General features: G+C 64.3%; 14 protein-coding genes and 4 pseudogenes. 8 read left to right on the top strand and 10 right to left on the bottom strand.

Annotation, left to right across the window (positions count from 1 at the left end; translation table 11 throughout):
* Positions 1 to 92: 92 nt before the first annotated feature.
* Positions 93 to 800, bottom strand: coding sequence for a glutamine amidotransferase (locus tag QM732_RS03295; protein WP_415654770.1), 708 nt, complete (start codon positions 798 to 800; stop codon positions 93 to 95).
* Positions 797 to 958: pseudogene (locus QM732_RS03290) on the bottom strand (YggS family pyridoxal phosphate-dependent enzyme); the annotation flags it as partial. The gene QM732_RS03295 and the pseudogene QM732_RS03290, both read right to left, overlap by 4 nt.
* A 48-nt stretch (positions 959 to 1,006) precedes the next feature.
* Here QM732_RS03290 and QM732_RS03285 point away from each other — a divergent pair.
* A protein-coding gene (locus QM732_RS03285; protein WP_415654614.1) for an IS5 family transposase occupies positions 1,007 to 1,770 on the top strand; the annotation gives its coding sequence in 2 pieces (ribosomal slippage) (positions 1,007 to 1,322 and positions 1,322 to 1,770; 765 coding nt in all).
* Here the strand turns inward: QM732_RS03285 and QM732_RS03280 are convergent.
* Positions 1,730 to 2,437 carry a YggS family pyridoxal phosphate-dependent enzyme gene (locus tag QM732_RS03280; RefSeq protein ID WP_415654769.1) on the bottom strand — a complete coding sequence of 236 codons (708 nt, stop codon included), beginning with the start codon at positions 2,435 to 2,437 and terminating at the stop codon, positions 1,730 to 1,732. The genes QM732_RS03285 and QM732_RS03280 overlap by 41 nt on opposite strands.
* The gene (locus tag QM732_RS03275) at positions 2,437 to 3,690 is read right to left on the bottom strand and encodes a benzoate/H(+) symporter BenE family transporter (RefSeq protein ID WP_415654768.1); all 1,254 of its coding nucleotides are present in this window, start codon (positions 3,688 to 3,690) and stop codon (positions 2,437 to 2,439) included. The genes QM732_RS03280 and QM732_RS03275 overlap by 1 nt, the downstream gene beginning before the upstream one ends.
* A 106-nt stretch (positions 3,691 to 3,796) precedes the next feature.
* Here QM732_RS03275 and QM732_RS03270 point away from each other — a divergent pair, with 106 nt between their 5' ends.
* Positions 3,797 to 4,114, top strand: coding sequence for a hypothetical protein (locus QM732_RS03270; protein WP_415654767.1), 318 nt, complete (start codon positions 3,797 to 3,799; stop codon positions 4,112 to 4,114).
* A 177-nt stretch (positions 4,115 to 4,291) separates the two neighbouring features.
* Here QM732_RS03270 and QM732_RS03265 read toward each other — a convergent pair whose 3' ends face one another.
* The 4 genes from QM732_RS03265 to QM732_RS03250 form a co-directional block, all read right to left on the bottom strand.
* Complete coding sequence (locus QM732_RS03265) at positions 4,292 to 4,804, bottom strand: H-NS family nucleoid-associated regulatory protein (RefSeq protein ID WP_415654766.1); 513 nt, start codon at positions 4,802 to 4,804, stop codon at positions 4,292 to 4,294.
* Positions 4,805 to 5,272: 468 nt separating this feature from the next.
* Positions 5,273 to 6,475, bottom strand: a complete 1,203-nt coding sequence (locus tag QM732_RS03260) for a glycosyltransferase (RefSeq protein WP_415654765.1) — start codon at positions 6,473 to 6,475, stop codon at positions 5,273 to 5,275.
* A 19-nt stretch (positions 6,476 to 6,494) separates the two neighbouring features.
* The gene (locus QM732_RS03255) at positions 6,495 to 7,469 is read right to left on the bottom strand and encodes a Bug family tripartite tricarboxylate transporter substrate binding protein (protein WP_415654764.1); all 975 of its coding nucleotides are present in this window, start codon (positions 7,467 to 7,469) and stop codon (positions 6,495 to 6,497) included.
* A 16-nt stretch (positions 7,470 to 7,485) separates the two neighbouring features.
* Complete coding sequence (locus tag QM732_RS03250; RefSeq protein WP_415654763.1) at positions 7,486 to 7,836, bottom strand: hypothetical protein; 351 nt, start codon at positions 7,834 to 7,836, stop codon at positions 7,486 to 7,488.
* 119 nt (positions 7,837 to 7,955) lie between these two features.
* On the opposite strand from QM732_RS03250, the gene QM732_RS03245 reads away from it, so the two are divergent.
* The 6 genes and pseudogenes from QM732_RS03245 to QM732_RS03220 all read left to right on the top strand — a co-directional run bounded on the left by QM732_RS03245 (position 7,956) and on the right by QM732_RS03220 (position 12,424).
* On the top strand, positions 7,956 to 8,954 hold the full coding sequence (locus QM732_RS03245; protein WP_415654762.1) for a LysR family transcriptional regulator: 999 nt from the start codon (positions 7,956 to 7,958) through the stop codon (positions 8,952 to 8,954).
* Between the two features lie 161 nt (positions 8,955 to 9,115).
* Positions 9,116 to 9,532, top strand: a pseudogene (locus QM732_RS03240) (integrase); the annotation flags it as partial.
* Between the two features lie 74 nt (positions 9,533 to 9,606).
* Positions 9,607 to 9,977 (top strand): annotated as a pseudogene (locus QM732_RS03235) (transposase); the annotation flags it as partial.
* Positions 9,951 to 10,217 carry an IS3 family transposase gene (locus QM732_RS03230; protein ID WP_415659333.1) on the top strand — a complete coding sequence of 89 codons (267 nt, stop codon included), beginning with the start codon at positions 9,951 to 9,953 and terminating at the stop codon, positions 10,215 to 10,217. The pseudogene QM732_RS03235 and the gene QM732_RS03230, both read left to right, overlap by 27 nt.
* 35 nt (positions 10,218 to 10,252) lie before the next feature.
* Positions 10,253 to 11,829 (top strand): annotated as a pseudogene (locus QM732_RS03225) (IS3 family transposase).
* Positions 11,830 to 11,878: 49 nt separating this feature from the next.
* Entirely contained in the window at positions 11,879 to 12,424 is a 546-nt protein-coding gene (locus QM732_RS03220; RefSeq protein ID WP_415654761.1) for an IS3 family transposase, read from the top strand.
* 56 nt (positions 12,425 to 12,480) lie between these two features.
* On the opposite strand, the gene QM732_RS03215 is transcribed toward QM732_RS03220, so the two are convergent.
* Together QM732_RS03215 and QM732_RS03210 are read right to left on the bottom strand one after the other, a co-directional pair.
* Positions 12,481 to 13,635 carry a discoidin domain-containing protein gene (locus QM732_RS03215; protein WP_415659332.1) on the bottom strand — a complete coding sequence of 385 codons (1,155 nt, stop codon included), beginning with the start codon at positions 13,633 to 13,635 and terminating at the stop codon, positions 12,481 to 12,483.
* Between the two features lie 2 nt (positions 13,636 to 13,637).
* The gene (locus tag QM732_RS03210; RefSeq protein WP_415654760.1) at positions 13,638 to 16,145 is read right to left on the bottom strand and encodes a hypothetical protein; all 2,508 of its coding nucleotides are present in this window, start codon (positions 16,143 to 16,145) and stop codon (positions 13,638 to 13,640) included.
* Between the last annotated feature and the right edge of the window lie 122 nt (positions 16,146 to 16,267).

Here is a 16,267-nt window from a genome sequence, read left to right as displayed (position 1 = left end):
TTGTCGAGGCCGTGTTGCTCCTAGAGGTGCGCGGCGCTACCCCGTGCGGCTGTCTTTCTTCGGAGATTGACGCCGCGCCCTCATGGCCGGCCTCATTGGGGATCTGGTTCAGCCGCATCAAGCCAGCGAGAAAGCACTGCGGAAGCTGCTGCCGGCAACTGTGCTTGCAGCGCATGGGCTTGTGCGCGTAGCCCGAGCAGGTCGATCCCTGATTGCGCGAGCTCACAGCTATGGCCTACCAGCCATCGTTCGATCCGCCGCGCATCTGCTTCCAGATGGAACTGGAGTCCGAGGACATGATGTCCAAGGGCGAATGCTTGGTTGGAGCAGACGTCCGTACCAGCCAGGCGCAATGCGCCCGCTGGAATGTCGAACTGGTCCCCGTGCCAGTGCAACACAGGTACATCGCCGAGCGCTCCCAGCGGTGAGTCCTTTCCTTCCGCCGTTAGGCTCAACGGGGCATAGCCGATTTCCTTAACACCCATTGGGCCGACATGCGCACCCAATGCACGGGCTATCAACTGCGCCCCTAGGCATATGCCCAGCAGCGCTTTCCGGCTCTCCAGTCGCTTGTGCAATACGTTCAACTCGTCAGCGATGAATGGGTAAAGCGCCTCGTCGAAGGCGCCGATCGGGCCGCCTAGCACGACCAGCAAATCCGGGGTCGCGACATCGAGCGTGCGCAGGTCATCGACCGTGGCGTCCACATAGCGGATGGCGTAGCCCCGAGCTTCGAGCAAGGGCTCCAGCGTCCCCAGGTCCTCGAAGCAGACGTGGTGGATGGCGATGGCGGTCTTCATGACGGCGATTCCTCAGTGGTTGAGCCCGCGGGCCAGTAATGGCTGTCAGGGATGCTGCGCGCACCAAAAATGGCCTGGCCGACGCGCACGACGGTGGCGCCTTCCTCGATGGCGATCTCGAAGTCACCGGACATGCCCATGGACAGTTCCTCTAGGGCCTGTTAACACTAATTGCACCAAAGCAATTGGGCTGCGACAGTGAGTGCATGGAGATCACAGCAGCCCAATTCGCGCAGATCGAGCACTGCTTGCCGCTGCAACGCGGCAATGTCAGCCTGTCGAATCTGCAGGTGTTGAATGCCATCCTTTACGTTGCTGAGCACGGCTGCAAATGGCGCGGCTTGCCCAAGCGCTTCGGCAACTGGCATACGATCTACACGCGCATGAGCCGCTGGGCAAAGTCGGGCGTTTTGGACCGGACCTTCGAGCAATTGCAGCAGGCGCAGATCGTGCAGATCAAGATTGAAGCGGTGTCGCTGGACAGCACCAGCGTCAAGGTGCACCCCGATGGCACCGGCGCGCCAAAAAAAACGGTCCGCAAGCTATCGGCAAATCCCGTGGTGGGTGGAACACCAAAATCCATCTCGTCGCGGCGGACGCGCGCACGGCCATAACCTTCTCGCTGTCACCAGGGCAGGCGCACGATGCTCCCGAGGGGCGAGCTCTGCTGAAGCGGCTCGGTGCGCCCAATCGGCCTTTGCATCTGTTGATGGATCGCGCCTACGAGGGCAACGAAACTCGGCAGCTCGCACTCGACCTGGGGTTCATCCCTGTCGTGCCGCCCCTGAGCACGCGCATCGAGCCCTGGGAGTACGACCGCGAGATGTACAAGCGCCGCAATGAAGTCGAGCGCCTGTTCCGCCGCCTCAAGGGCTATCGCCGAATCTTCTCCCGCTTCGAGAAGCTCGACATCATGTTCACCGCCTTCATCAGCTTCGCTCTGATCGCTGACGGATTGCGTTTGTGTTAACAGGCCCTAGCCCAATGCCCGTTGGTGCGCATTCGCGCAATTGATCGCGCAGGTTTCGCAGCAGAATGAAGCACTGTCGTACTCGTTCGGCTTCGCTGGAGAACAACGCCAGCGTCATCAAGCCCCGCACACGCAAGGCTGTGAATGCCGGCAGTTCTTTGACGAACGACAACACTTCTTGCGGCTGCAAGCCGTACTTGCTGGCCTCGCCGGAGGTATTGACCTGAACGAAGACGTCCAGTGAACGCCCCTCGACCTGCAGGCGGCGGTCCAACGCCTCAGCGACACGCAAACTGTCGAGTGCCTGGAACTCCGTTGCAAAGGCAGCCACCAGTTTGGCCTTGTTGGTCTGCAAATGGCCGATGACCGAACACTGAAGGTCCGCCAGGTCTGCCATGGCAGTCCACTTGCGGTGGGCTTCCTGCACCTTGTTCTCGCCGAGCTGGCGGCAACCGGCGGCGTAGGCCAGGCGGATGTGCGCCTCATCAAAGGTCTTGCTGACAGGCAGCAGACGCACATTCGCTGGGTCGCGGCCGGCGCGACGAGAGGCTGCGTCGATACGCTCGCGCACATTCACCAGATTCTGCCGAAAGTCTTCGACCGTGGCTGCCTGCGGGTATAGGCCGTGTTGATCGTGGCTGGTTTGCGTGACGGCCGAGGCTGGCATCAGTTGGCCGCTCCTTTGCTTGCGGCCGGTACGGAAATGGTGGCCGCCTCGATCTGCGGCTGGGGATGCGACCATCGGCCATTGAGCACGGCGTAGGCCACCAAGCCGATCAGCAGGCCCCAGAAGGCACCGCCAACACCCAGCATCTTGATATTGGCTGCGGCGGCCAGAAACGTGATCAGCGAGGCTTCCCGGGTCTTGGCATCGGCCATGGCGTTGGCCAGGCTGCCGCCGATCGTGCCCAGCAGCGCGAGGCCCGCCAGTGTGGTGATGAACGTCGCCGGGAATGCCATGAAGACGGCGGCCAGCGTCACGCCGAACACGCCGACGAGGATGTAGAACACGCCCGCTGCGATACCGGCGATCCAGCGCTTAGAGGGATCTTCATGTGCCTCGCGCCCCGTGCAAATGGCCGCCGTGATCGCGGCAATGTTGAAGGCGTGCGAGCCGAAGGGCGCCATTAGCAGCGAGCCCAGCCCGGTGACCGTCACGATGGGATTGGCGCTGGTCTTGAACCCATCATTGCGCAGCACCAGCATGCCGGGCATGTACTGGCCGGTCAGGGTGATGAGGAACAGCGGCAACGCCACGCTCAGCAAGGCGTTGAGCGAGAACGATGGCATGGTGAAAGCCGGGGCCGCGAACTTCAACGTCAAACCGGACAGATCGACACGGTCCTGGATCAGCAGGAACGCCAGGCCCAACACCAAAATGCCGACCACGGCATAACGTGCAGTGAACCGTTTCAGTACAACGTAGGCGACGATCAGCAGCCCCGCCAGCAGCGGGTCGACGCTCATGCCGCCGAAGGCACCGATCCCGAACTGCAACAGGATGCCAGCCAACAGCCCGGAGGCCACACCGGGAGGGATCAGCCGGATAACTCTCTCGAAGTAGCGCGACAGTCCGAGCAGGACGAAGGCCGCAGCAGAAATCAGGTACGCGCCGACCGCTTCCGCATAGGGCGTGGTCGCCAGCGCGGTGACGAGAAACGCTGCCGCTGGTGTCGACCAAGCCGTGATGATCGGCTCACGAGTGACCCAACTGAGAATGAGCCCCGTCACCCCTACCCCGATCGAAATCGACCACACCCACGAAGCCGTCAGCTCTGGGCTGAGGCCGGCGACCTTGGCCGCCTGGAACACCAGGATAAAGGTGCCGCCGTAGTTGACGATGACCGAAATCAGACCGGCCACGACGGGGTGGGTGAGGTCGCTCAGCCGTATGGATGAGGGTGGGGTTGCGGACGACATGGTTCTTTCATAGCTCCTGCGGACTAGGCTCTAGGAGCCTTCGTTGAGAGCTACTTTCTAACCAAAAAATGGACTGATGTTCCCATCCATTTCTCTTGCTTACTCCATGCCAATTCGCAGCTGTGCAGGTTCGCAGAAGGCGGCTGCGCAGGCCGAGCGGGCGTTCGCGCGACTGCTGAAGATCGCCGAGCAGGGCGACTCGGGACAGACGCGGCGCGTCGCGGCTTTCATCGCCGGCACGTTCAACGGCCGGACGTCTCCGTTCGACCTGTTCGAGCTGCGCGCCGTGGACGTCGGCATCAGCGACGACATGCTGTGCTGCCTGGATGCGCTGCGATGGGCTCGCGCGGACCTGGACACGCTGGTGCCCAATGGCGAAGTGCGCGTGCGCGAGATTGTTCGGCGCCTGCGTCACACAAGCTGATCGGCGCATTCCCGAACAGACCGAACAAAAACAAAAGCCCCGGGGCATCGCCACGGGGCTTGAACCGGCAGGGCCGGCCTGCTCAGGGAGGGAGAAGCAGGGATTCCGGGAGGAATCGCCTGCAGTGTGACAGCCGAACCTGAAGCGAGGCTGAGCCCCTGCTGGCCGCTAGGCTTCTCAGGACTCGGCCGGGGTATCAGCGGACGAGGAAGCCTTCTTGCGTGCCGGATGCTTGGCTGCGGCTTTCTTGGTGGCCGCCGCGCGTCCGGGTTTCTTGGCTGGGGGCTTGCGAGCGGGAGGCGCCTTCTTTGCAGTGGCGGCTTTCTTGCGAGCGGGCTTGGTGGCCTTGGTTGCCTTCGCCGGCTTGGCGATGGCGCCAACCAGGAACTCCTCGAGCGCACGGCCGGCCTCCAGCGCCTCACGGATCCAACCCGGACGTTTGCCCATGCCGCCCCAGGTGTTGCCGGCACCGTCGGCGTATTTGGGGGCCTTGGTGGCGGCTGCCTTGGCCTTCGTGCGGCGGCCGTTGCCGATGAACGTGCTGCGCGCTTCGGCGAACAGGTCCTCGGCCGTCAGGCCGTGTTGTGCCATCTCTTTGCGAATGCGCGCAATCACGGTCGCGCGAATGGCGTCGGCTTCCTTTTGGAGTTTCTGGATTTGGCTCTGGATGTGCGACAGGGACTTGGCCACGTAACTGCTCCGGGTGAGTAATGGGCGGAGTCTAGTCAGTAATGCAGAGGTGCTCAGTTTCAAAGTGCCAATTGCGGCGAGGCATCATTCATCAACCCGTCGAACAACAGCGACTGCAAGTCCAGGGCGGCAAAGCAGCCCACGCGCAGTCGAATGACCGGTGCCGACGGGAGCAGTCATCGGATCACCCGAAACTGGATGTCGGCAGCCAGCCTCAAGCCGCCGGCCCGTCTGAGCTTCGGCTTCGCAGCGGATGCCGTCATCGACGATCAGCCACCGAATTCACGCTCTCTGGCAAGAAGCGGACGCCGGCGCACTTGGCCGGCTCATGGGTTCAACGACCGGTGTCGCGGGCGCTGCGGTCGTTCAGCCGGGCTGCCCGCGGCGGTCGTTGTCGAATGCCTGCTGCTTGAAGCGTTGGATTGGCGCTCCCGACCCACTAGCGACATACCGCGGCAGGCAAAGCGGTCACCCATATCCAGGTGCGCCCGACTCAGAAACCAGCCATTCCTCCAACCTGTCTGCCGCCGCGACTGCGTCTGGCATGGCGGCAAACTCCTGAGCGAGGGCTCTAGCGCCGACGGCGAGTGCGCCACCCTCCAGCATTGACGCTAGCGCCGATGCCACGAGCGCCACGGTCTGATGCTCCGGGGCAATGCTGCGGCCGGCATGCGCCGATACGATGGCACGTGCGTTGCGGAAGTGGTCTGCCGCCTGTGGCAGAACCAAATGCGGAATACCGTGCGCCGCCGCCTCGAGCAAGGTTCCCGCACCGCCGTGCGATACCACCAGGTCACAGTACGGCAGCAGCGCCGCTTGTTCGACAAAGCGATGCACATGCACATGCGCGCCCAGGTCTGTCAGACATCCCGGGTCCCCGTCTGCACCGATCGTGACCACGACGAGCCCACCGACCTGGGCGGCCGCCCGAGCGGCGGCTATCAGCGCCGGACTGCGGTTGAACACGGTGCCGAAGGTGACGTAGATCCTTGGGCGCCACATCACGGCCCCCTGCAGTGCCGACCGCAGATCAGCAGGCAAAGCAGCGGGCACCTTGCCAACCGCGCGGTAGGCGTTGTAGCGGAACGTGCGCGCTCCCTCAGGTTCGCGCGACGGCTGAAGGCTCCGAGGTGCGGTGTCCAAGGCCAGGTGGCGGTACAGGTCGCCATCGACGGGGGCCTCCAGGCCGCGCGCCCGCCAATGCGGCCCGAAGAAGTTCATCGCATGCTCGAGATACTCACGCGGCGGCCGCAGCCCGTAGCCATGCGCAACGTTGCGCAGGCCAAGTTGCCGACAGACCAGGGGTGCGGCCAGCGCGGCGGGCTCATGCATGATGAAGTCGGGGCACCAGCGACGGGCAGCTTGCTCCACGTCCTCCAGCATTGCGGGCCCAAGCACGGCGCCGAAGAGCCTGGGAAACGTATACGCCGACAAAAGCTCGCCGGCCAACCGCGCCGCATCGACATACGCTGCGCGGAACTGGCGCCGGCTGGCCTCGAAGGTGGGGCCGGCAGCGAAGAGATCAAAGCCCTCGCCCTGCAGCAGCGGCAATACGTCGGGGGACGTCACCCAGGCAACCTCGTGCCCTCGATGACGAAGTGCCCTCGCCACGGGCCGCAAAGGCAGCAGGTGGCCAAGCCCGCCAGTAGTGCAGAAGAGAACACGCGTCATATTCCGGCGGTCCAGGCCTTCAGTCGGCGTTCAGCTTGAATTCGTCCACCACGGCGGACCAGACGGCAAGTTCGCGGGTGATGGTTGCGGTCAGCTCCCGTGGTGACGCTCGCTCGACGGCCAGCAAGCGGCGTTCGAACTCGGCGCGCATGTCTGGCTTGGCCATCACCGCGTCAAGGGCGGCAGCTAGGCGGGCGCGCAGCGCCGCAGGCACCTTGGCCACCGTATAAAGGCCCTGCCAAGTGGGCACCTCCACCTCGGCAAATCCGACCTCGGACATGGTCGGCACATCGGGCAGCGCAGGGCTGCGCTCGGGCGTTACCACGGCGAGGACGCGCAGCGCACCCGACTTGGTCTGCGGCTGCAGCAGCGACAGCGGCCCGAACATCAGCTGCACTCGGCCCGCAAGCAGGTCCGGCAGCGCCTGCGTACCACCCTTGTAGGGCACCCGTGTGAGCTGGATGCCGGCGGCCTTCATGAACTGAGCGGCGGCCAGCACCTCGCTCGGCGTGCTGGTGGCCACGTTGAGCGTGCCCGGCTGCTGGCCCGCCTGCTTCACCAACTCCGCCACCGTGCGTGCCTGCACACCCGAGTAAACGGCCAGCGCAAAGGGCACACGACCGATCTTGCCCAGTGGCGCGAAGTCCTGCGACCAGTCCATGCCCGAGCCCTTCACCAGCAGGGGCATTGCGATCATCGAGCCCGGTGCGTAGAGCAGGGTGTGACCGTCGGCGGGGGCGGCCAGCGCCTCGCGTGCGGCGACCAGTCCATTGGCCCCCGGCTTGTTCTCCACCGTCACCACCTGGCCCAGCGACGTGCCCAGTTGATGCGCCACCTGACGCGCGATGAAATCGCTGGGGCCGCCGGCCGGCACCGGCACGAGCATGCGCAAGGGTCGCGTCGGAAAGCCGTCAGGGTTGGCGGGCTGTGCCGTCGCGGCGACGGGGCTGGCCAGGGTCGCCAGGGCGGCGACACAGAGCAAAAAGTGGCGCATGGAGTCCTCCGCAGAGTCAGAGAAAAGCCGAAAGGCTCGTGGTCGACTGAACCCAGCGCAACCACACGATCGAGACGGCGATGGCACCGCACATCAGGGCATTGAAGGCATTGACGGCCACGGCGCGGTTCATGCGCCGCCCGTTCTGTTCGTACAGCCACAGCGCCATCGTCAGGTTGGCGCCCAGAAAGGTCAGCCAGGTGAACAGCGAGTGCTGATCGGCATGGCCGCTGCCTTGGATGGCCATCAGGGTGGGCAGGTAGGCGACGACGCGCAAGCCGTTGAACAGCGCAAATGCACCAGACAGCAAAGACAGACTGCGTGGCCGGGATGCGGGGCCGGCGACAGTGAGCATGGTGGTGTTCATGGACGCGCTCCGGTGTGTCGATGGTGTTCACTGTAGAAGTCAGGCCCCTGGGCACGAAAGCACCCCACAGGCACAATGCGCTTGAACCAAAAGTTAAGGCGCTCGACGAGTAGACCGAGATGGACAAGCTGCGCGCGCTGCACTACTTCGTGGCCGCTGCCGAAGAAGGCAGCTTCTCGGCGGCGGCCCGTCGCTTCGACGTCAGCGTGCCAGCTGTGACCAAGCTGGTCTCTGCACTTGAGCGCGAACTGGGCGTGAAACTGCTCGACCGCAGCACGCAGGGGCTGGCGCTGACGGCGCTTGGTGCGCAGTACCTGGAGAGCTGCACGCCGCTGCTGGCGCAGTTGACCGATGCCGACCGTGCGCTGGCGACGCCAGGCGCCCGACGTGCCCGCAGCCTTGTAGTCGGCGCACCGCCGCTGTTGTCGCGCGCCCTGCTGGTGCCAGCCTTGGCCGACTGGCACGAACGGCAGCCTTATGTGCACATCGACTTGCGCACGATGGATTTCCTGAACCTCAAGGACACCGTGACGCGCGGCATCGACGTTCTTGTGGCCTTGGGCTGGCCTGGGAGCGTGGACCTCGTGCAGCGCCCCCTGGCGCAGAGCCGATTGATCATCTGCGCGAGCCCCGCCTATTGGCGACGACACGGCGTGCCGGCCAGGCCTTCAGACTTGGTGCGCCACGCTTGCCCGCTTGTCCGCAGCCCAGAGGGCACCGTGCTCGACCTGTGGCGCCACACGCGCGACGGTGTGGTCGACGAAGTGGCCGTCAGCGGCTGGCTTACCTGCGCCAGCCGCGACGATGTGCTGCAGGCGGTGCTTTTGGGTCAGGGCGTCGGGCGTTTCGCCGACCTGTCAGTCTGGCCGTTCGTTCGCGATGGTTTGCTGCAGCCCGTGCTGCTTGATTGGGAAAGCAGTGACTCGCCCCCTTTCAGCGCGCTCATCCGGCCAGAATCCAAGCGGGACGCTGTCGTCCAGGACTTCGTCGGTTTTCTGTCAGACCTGCTGCGTCCGATCGAGGCGACATGCAGCGAAGCCTTCGGCGCCCGGCCGTCTGTCGTTCGCCCGCGCTGGTACGCCAGTCGGCCGGGACGTGCTTCGAAATCAGCTCAGTGAAGGTCCGATTGCCGTGCTCGCAGTCCAGTGACTGTAATTGGCCGACAGCGTGAAGTCATCCAAGCGCCGGAAAGCTGACCCTCGTGCAGCGGACTGCAGCCAGCACCGACTGTGTCGCAAAGGCGCATGCTGTTTGGCCCTCAACTCGATGGGAGACCATCATGGGACCAGCAGCCAGCATTCCCTCGCGGGAGCCTTGGAACAAGGGCAAGATCGTCGGGCAGAAAGCTCCCTTCAAGGTCAAGGACATCTGGGCACTTCGCGTCCGGCTACAAATGGAGAACCGTGTGCGGGAGCTCGCGTTGTTCAACCTCGGCATCGACAGCAAGCTTCGCGGTTGCGACCTCGTCGCGCTCAAAGTACGGGATATCTGCCACGGTGACGCCGTCGCTAGTCGGGCGGTGGTGATGCAGCACAAGACGCAGCGCCCCGTTCAATTCGAGATCACGCCGGTGACCCGCGACGCCGTGCAGCGCTGGATCAAGCAAGCCGGGCTGAGATCCGAGGACTTCCTGTTCCCCAGTCGCATGCACGGCTCGCCGCATCTGGGAACGCGGCAGTACGCCCGAATCCTGGGAGGCTGTGCGCTGCCCCCTGAGATTCGCAGCAGGTAGTTCTAGAGTCCGATCAACCCGAGATGGAGATCGGACCGATGAAGAAGCGATACACCGAGGAACAAATCATTGGATTCCTGCGTGAGGCCGACGCTGGCCTGCCGGTCAAGGAGCTGTGCAGGAAGCATGGCTTCAGCGAGCCGAGCTACTACGCCTGGAAGGCCAAGTTCGGCGGCATGAACGTGTCGGACGCGCAGCGGCTGAAGACGCTGGAGGCGGAGAACACGAAGCTCAAGAAGCTGCTGGCCAACTCGATGCTCGAGATCGACGCGATGCGCGAGGTGCTCAAGGGAAAGTGATGGCCGTGGCGGCGCAGCGCGAGGTTGTGCGGCAGTTGCAGGACAAAGGCTTGAGCGAACGCCGGGCCCTCAAGCTGGTGGGCATGAGCGCCAGCACCCTGCGCTACCGGCCCCGCGACGACGGCAACGGCCGGCTGCGTGAGCGACTGACAGAGCTCGCCGGCCAGCATCGCCGCCACGGCTACCGCATGCTGCACAGCCGACTGCAGCTCGAAGGCTGGACGATCAACGTCAAGCGCACCTACCGGGTCTACCGCGAGGAAGGGCTGATGGTGCGCAAGCGCCGGCGCAAGAAGCTGCCCGTGCCTGAGCGGCAGCCCCCCGCGTCAGAATGGTTGTCGCCCCGATAGAACCGAAGAATTGGGGGTGACGATGAGAGAAGAAGTTGGCTCGATACGGACAAGCATTCAAGGATCGGGCGGTAGCGCGCATGCTGCCGCCGGAGAGCGCGCCGCCGGAGGTGGTGTCGCGTGAGATCGGCATCGGTGTGGACACGCTGGAGCGCTGGCGCGCGCAGTCGCTGTCCAAGCCGCTGCAAAAGCGCGAGTGGACGGCCGCCGCGCGGCTGGAGGCGGTGATCACGACCGCGGCCATGGACGAGGCCACGCGCAGCGCCTGGTGCCGCGAGAACGGCGTGTACCCGCAGCAATTGCTGCAGTGGCGCACCAGTGCGACGCAGGCCCTGGCCGCGCCCGAGGAGGCGCGCGCGAGCCCGTCGCAGACCCGCGAGGATCGGCGTCGCATCAAGGAGCTCGAGCGCGAAGTGCGCCGCAAAGACAAGGCCCTGGCGGAGACAGCAGCGCTGCTGGTACTTTCAAAAAAAACGGCGGCGATCTTCCAAAGAAACACGCAGGGCGAGGACGAATGATCGGCCTCGAAGATCGCCAAGAACATGCCCGCAACATTGAAGTCGCGCGCCGAGCCGGAGCCCGGCTTCACCAGGCCTGCGAGGTGGTGGGTATCACCGCACGCACCCTGCAGCGCTGGAATGCTCACCAGGGCCTCGAAACGGGCGATGGCAGGCCCGCAGCGATGCGCCCGGTGCCCGCGCATGCGCTGACCGAAGCCGAGCGCGCCGAGGTCCTGCGCGTGGCCAACGAGCCGCGCTTCGCCGACATGCCGCCGGCGCGCATCGTGCCGATGCTGGCTGACGAGGGCGTGTACATCGCCAGCGAATCCACCTTCGCACGCGTGCTGCGCGCCCAGGGCCAGATGCGCCATCGAGGGCGGGCTAAGGCGCCGCGCAAGAGCCGGCCGCCGACCACGCACATCGCCACCGCGCCGCGACAGCTGTGGTGCTGGGATATGACGTTCCTGCCCACGCAGGTCGTCGGGCGCTGGTTCTTCCTGTACCTGATCCTGGACGTCTACAGCCGCAAGATCGTGGGCTTCGAGGTGCATGAGGAGGACGACAGCGATCACGCCGCGCGGCTCGTGCAGCGCACCGCGTTGGCGGAGGGCATCCATGCCCTGCCGCGCGACGACAGGCCCGTCCTGCACGGCGACAACGGCGCCACGCTCAAGGCCACCACGGTGCTGGCGATGCTGTGGTGGCTGGGCGTGAAGCCCTCGTACTCCCGTCCTCGCGTGAGCGATGACAACGCCTTCGTGGAGTCGTTGTTCCGCACGGCCAAATACCGGCCGGAGTTCCCGGACAAGGGCTTCGCCGACCTCGGCGCCGCGCGCGAATGGGCGCGCGAGTTCGTGCATTGGTACAACTACGACCACCGTCATAGCGGCATCCGCTACGTGAGCCCGGCGCAGCGCCACGACGGCGCGGACGTTGCGCTCCTCGCGGCCCGGCACGACGTGTATCACAAGGCCCGAAAGCGCAACCCGGCGCGCTGGTCAGGCCGCACGCGGGACTGGTCGCACATCGCGGCCGTCACGCTCAACCCAGAACGCGACTCTGTCGTCGCTGCGACCCGGCGCAGCAAGGATAGTCAGCCATTGGCTGCATAACCGAGGCGACAACTAGATTGACGCGCGCCGGCAGCCGTTGGTGCGCCCGATGCAACCCGATGAGGTGTGGAGCATGGACTTTGTGTTCGACGAGCTGGCCAACGGCCGCAGGGTCAAGACGCTGACTGTGGTGGACGACTGCAGCAAGGAGGCAGTGCAGATCGCCGTGGACACGTCGATACCCGCGCTGTATGTCACGCGGGTGCTCGAGCAGGTCAAGGCCGAACGAGGCTTGCCCAAAGTGATCCGCACCGACAACGGCCCGGAGTTCGCGGGCCGGACGATGCAGACATGGGCCGCCAGGAGCGGCGTCGAGCTGCGCTTCATCCAGCCCGGCAAGCCGGTGCAGAACGCCTACATCGAGAGCTTCAACAGCCGCTTCCGAGACGAGTGCCTGTCGCAGCACTGGTTCGCCAGCCCGAGCCACATGCGCAGCGTCATCGACAACTGGCGCGAGGACTACAACCACCACCGGCCGCACAGCACCCTCGGGTATGTGCCGCCGGCCGTGTTCGCCGCGCGGTGTCGCCAGCATGCTGGCGACACCGCGCCAAACCCCGCATCGACAACTACGATGCAAACCCCTGGGCTCTAGATCGAAGTGCTACGAATCCTGGGGGCAGCGCAGGGTCAAACCCGAGGCGATTCAGTTCAATCCCGCTTCTCGCCAATATCTATCTGTGGAGCCAACGAACTCTCAATGCGATAGATGGCCGGCGCAGGAGCTTGCATTGCGCGATCGCGGCGGACGTTGCCGACACCTTGAGCGCGGAGCTTCATCATGCTTCGTTTACCGACCAAGTCCTTCGGCAACCTGTAGTGCGCCCAGGCCCATCGGCCGGGTTGCGGTTTAGGGCCGCCGTACCACTCCTGTTCAAGACGCTGCTGCTCAGAGACCAGCTCTGGCAAAAGCGTCCGTCCTAGCTGGCTGGCACCGCCATCCAGCGTCTCCAAGACGATCAGGTTGCCTCGCTTCATCATCGGCTCGATATGACTCTCCCACAGCTTTAACGTGACCCAGTTGTCCCTTCCTGGAGTTGTGGCGATTTCGAAATCGGCATGTCCACCTTCGAAAGCGTCTGCACGCGGCATCAGCCGCAGACCTGCGCCGCCATCAGCATAGGAGAGCTTGGGATCAAATGTCGTCAGGTGAATCAGCCTTTCGAACTCGACGTAGAGAATCCGGCGCACGGGCTCCACCGTGGCATGCGCATCAGCCGCCGGCGGGTACGCGGCCGGGAACGCGAGCCCTCCGACGCGAATCTCGCGAACGCCTTGCACGGCGTTGTCAGCGGCGGTGGAGAACTCAAATCGCAACACACGGGCAAACGTGCCGCGCGGAAGCTGAATGCGTTCGAAGCCCGATGCATTGCCAGCGCTTCGCCCCTCGCTGACCGGCTCGCGAAAATCATCACGGATCTTCTTGGCCACCTTGTACTCATAGGCACGATCGCCAAGCCAATGCACATCGACCCATTCGATGGGCGCTGCCTCGTTCAGCTCGATCTCGATCCACTGGCCACGGGACATGGGCGCCGGCGGAGGCCCGGCAACCCGCCAATCGCTGCGCGCGTCGCCATCGACCACCTTGAAAGGTTCGTGCCCCCGCTGATAAGCCGAGGCCCGGACCGATGCGATCCAGCGCTCCGGGTGCCTGCCCGAGACCCGCTCAGCGTGCTCCGCGCGCACAGGCGCACCGACGCTCCCTGGAAAAATGATGGATGGTGCCGCACGCCCAACGCCAGCGGTGCCAAGAAGGACCAACGCCGATAAACACAGCTTCAACGCAATCGGAGAGAAGAGCATCCTCACTTGCCATTCCTCTCAATAACGAAGACACGTGTTTTCATCGGAGGAACCTTCAGCGGCTGAGAGAGATCCACAACCTCCCCCGTTGCCAAGTCACGGACCATGCCCAATCCTTCCTGCGCAGGAAACGCCCAAGACTTCTCCCTGTACGTGCCGGGCTCCGTCGCGTTCATCACTATCAGGTATGGACCCAATTGCTGATAGTAGAAGTCTGCACGTCCGGCTCTGAAGTCCGTCATCTCAGGAGGCTCAACCGGCCACGGCCCCAACCCCGGCGGGGGAGGCGCCTGCGGACGGCGTCGCGTCCCGAAGTCGTAGGTCAGATCCAGGCCAAGTCCGCTATCGGTCATCCCGAACAGAACTGGAAACTCGAGAAGCTGCTCACGCTCCCCTCGTATCCGGTGAACGATCCCCCGTTCACCTACAGCCCGTGCGTTAGCAGCATCAAGGTTGAAGAACGAACCGTAGACAAGCTCCTCACCATGCCTAAAGACGAACACACCGTCTTCGGGGTCGGCCCATACGAAATCCGCCTGGCCTGGCTCGGCCGGCAGACGGTAGGCAGAAGCTGGCATCTGTGAAACCTTGCGGTAGTGTTCCACCATGCGGATCGACGTTGCAGGATGCCAGTGCGGCCCCTGCTCAGGGGCCGCCGGCAGCAGGTGCAGGCGGCCGTGGCCAATCTCCAACTGGGCCAACCGTAGCGCGACTGGATCACCTTGAAGAAGTGCAGCCTCCTCGATACCTGAGTAGGCGATTCGGAACGGAAACGTCGTGCCGCGCCAGCTGATCGCGCCGATCCCGCGCAGGGCCGCATTGCCCGCAGCGTCTTGCGTCGGCACCCGGAACACGGCCCGTGCATGGAGGAATCTGCGGGCAACTTCAAGGACTGCCGGATCCCCGGTTTCCTCCGCCAACCTGGCGACATGGTCACTTAGCTCGCCATAGCCGTCCACGTAGCCTTTCTCGCGCGTGAGCCCTGCCCTTGTGATGGAGTGGTAGGGGTACCCCGCGTTGCCGGCCGCAATGGCGAAGGGCCTCGACCTGAGTGGAAAAATTCCCAGCGCCTCATGGATGTAGCGAAGGGCCTGGGCCTCCGTCAACGCTCGCGGATCCCCCAGCAGCCGAAGCGCCCTCTGCATGCGGTAAAGCGATTCGTTGACATAGATGGGTTGGTTCGTCCAGGACCGTCGGTCCTGCTGCCGCCATTCGAATGCGGCATTGAAGAAGTCGGCATAGGCCTCGCGACGAGTCGCCGCCGGGGGCATCGATCCTGACGTTGCGCTACCTGAGGGCGTCTGGGGCCAGGCTTCATCCAACCAACCAGCCGCCGAGAACACCTCATGCATCTGGGAGTACGCGTAGGCAATGTTGCCATGCTCGCCCCAGCCGCGATAGAACATCAAGCCAGGCTCTCCACCTTGCGCCATCTGGCGCTTCACGTTGGCGTCGATCCCCGCCAAAACGCGGCGAGCTATCGCCATGTCTTGAAAATGGCCCGACCAAGGGGTGTTGAAAATAAGCGGAAGCGTCTCCAGCACACGGGTGTCATATCGGTGTCCGACACCATAGATGCTGCGAGTCACGTCGTGATTCAGGGCCCGCCGGATATCCACCCGGGCGCGCTCCAGAAGCCGCTCCTCAACGCTGGCTGGATAGCCGGCGGGTTTCGGTGCTGGCGCGCCCCATTCGAAGGCAGGTCCCTGGCGCTCCGCGGAAGGGGGGTCAAACCATGGGTCCGTGTGGCTGTAGATCCCGTAAATGGCGAAGCTTGGCCGGTGGGAAAGAATTGGCGCCGGCGCGTCGGCGTTGCGAAACACGCCGATGTGCTCCGGCGCGGGCGTGCTCTCGATGCGGAGCCTGATGGCGGGCTTCCCACGCGTCAGCTCCAAGGGAAGCGGCACGGTACGGTAGAAGAACCGCCCTGGCACCGGCGCTTCCCGGGTGACGTGCCACCACAGGTCGGCCAGCTTCATCCGGCCACCTGAAGTCCGCAAGGACAGTGGCGACCAGGTGTCGTCGCTGCCCCAGAGTCGAAGGCTGACGTAGTTCTGGGCGGACGGATCAACCCGAACATCAAACTCGATGTTTGCGGGGCCGGATGAGGACTGTGGCACCAGGCGTCGTGCCTTCTCACCCAACGCTATGGTCGGTCTCGATTGGACTGGCGCATCCTTGACTGCAACGGCAGCAACACGCTCGGATGCCGAGTCGCCCAGATGGATCACGGAAAGCGGCAATGCAACGGTGACTCCACACTGGAGCGAAAGCAGAAGCGCCACAGCGGCACCGCGAGCGAGCAGGCTCGTTGACTTGGTCCTCCGAGATTGAGAACCCACAGACAAAAGGGACAAGCGTCCGGTGGTCCCCTTGTCCTGCACGGCGTACGAAACGTTGACCCATCCCGCCTTGATGGCAGCTACCGCCCTTGCTATCAGCACAGCGTCCAGTTCATCGGTCTTCTGTTCCCTGCTTGAATCGATCTTGCGACGTTCCGCCGAGGCCATATGCGCGACCGCATTCGCCCCTACTGCCGGAGTAGCTCCAGCCTGGGGTGCACTACCCTGCTTTGACGCAACCGCACTGTCATTCCAGTGGCACGCAGTCGTTGCAGGGGCAAATGCGGAGG

Source organism: Roseateles sp. (assembly GCF_047654805.1).
Classification (GTDB): Bacteria; Pseudomonadota; Gammaproteobacteria; order Burkholderiales; family Burkholderiaceae_C; genus Pelomonas.
This window is presented reverse-complemented; position numbering and strand designations above follow the sequence as displayed.

What these genes read in the sequence shown, in the direction of transcription:
- QM732_RS03295 (WP_415654770.1), bottom strand. Translation starts at nt 800, where the DNA reads ATGAAGACCGCCATCGCCATCCACCACGTCTGCTTCGAGGACCTGGGG.
- QM732_RS03280 (WP_415654769.1), bottom strand. Translation starts at nt 2,437, where the DNA reads ATGCCAGCCTCGGCCGTCACGCAAACCAGCCACGATCAACACGGCCTA.
- QM732_RS03250 (WP_415654763.1), bottom strand. Translation starts at nt 7,836, where the DNA reads ATGAACACCACCATGCTCACTGTCGCCGGCCCCGCATCCCGGCCACGC.
- QM732_RS03275 (WP_415654768.1), bottom strand. Translation starts at nt 3,690, where the DNA reads ATGTCGTCCGCAACCCCACCCTCATCCATACGGCTGAGCGACCTCACC.
- QM732_RS03215 (WP_415659332.1), bottom strand. Translation starts at nt 13,635, where the DNA reads ATGCTCTTCTCTCCGATTGCGTTGAAGCTGTGTTTATCGGCGTTGGTC.
- QM732_RS03245 (WP_415654762.1), top strand. Translation starts at nt 7,956, where the DNA reads ATGGACAAGCTGCGCGCGCTGCACTACTTCGTGGCCGCTGCCGAAGAA.
- QM732_RS03260 (WP_415654765.1), bottom strand. Translation starts at nt 6,475, where the DNA reads ATGACGCGTGTTCTCTTCTGCACTACTGGCGGGCTTGGCCACCTGCTG.
- QM732_RS03230 (WP_415659333.1), top strand. Translation starts at nt 9,951, where the DNA reads ATGAGCGCCAGCACCCTGCGCTACCGGCCCCGCGACGACGGCAACGGC.
- QM732_RS03270 (WP_415654767.1), top strand. Translation starts at nt 3,797, where the DNA reads ATGCCAATTCGCAGCTGTGCAGGTTCGCAGAAGGCGGCTGCGCAGGCC.
- QM732_RS03210 (WP_415654760.1), bottom strand. Translation starts at nt 16,145, where the DNA reads ATGGCCTCGGCGGAACGTCGCAAGATCGATTCAAGCAGGGAACAGAAG.
- QM732_RS03220 (WP_415654761.1), top strand. Translation starts at nt 11,879, where the DNA reads ATGCAACCCGATGAGGTGTGGAGCATGGACTTTGTGTTCGACGAGCTG.
- QM732_RS03255 (WP_415654764.1), bottom strand. Translation starts at nt 7,469, where the DNA reads ATGCGCCACTTTTTGCTCTGTGTCGCCGCCCTGGCGACCCTGGCCAGC.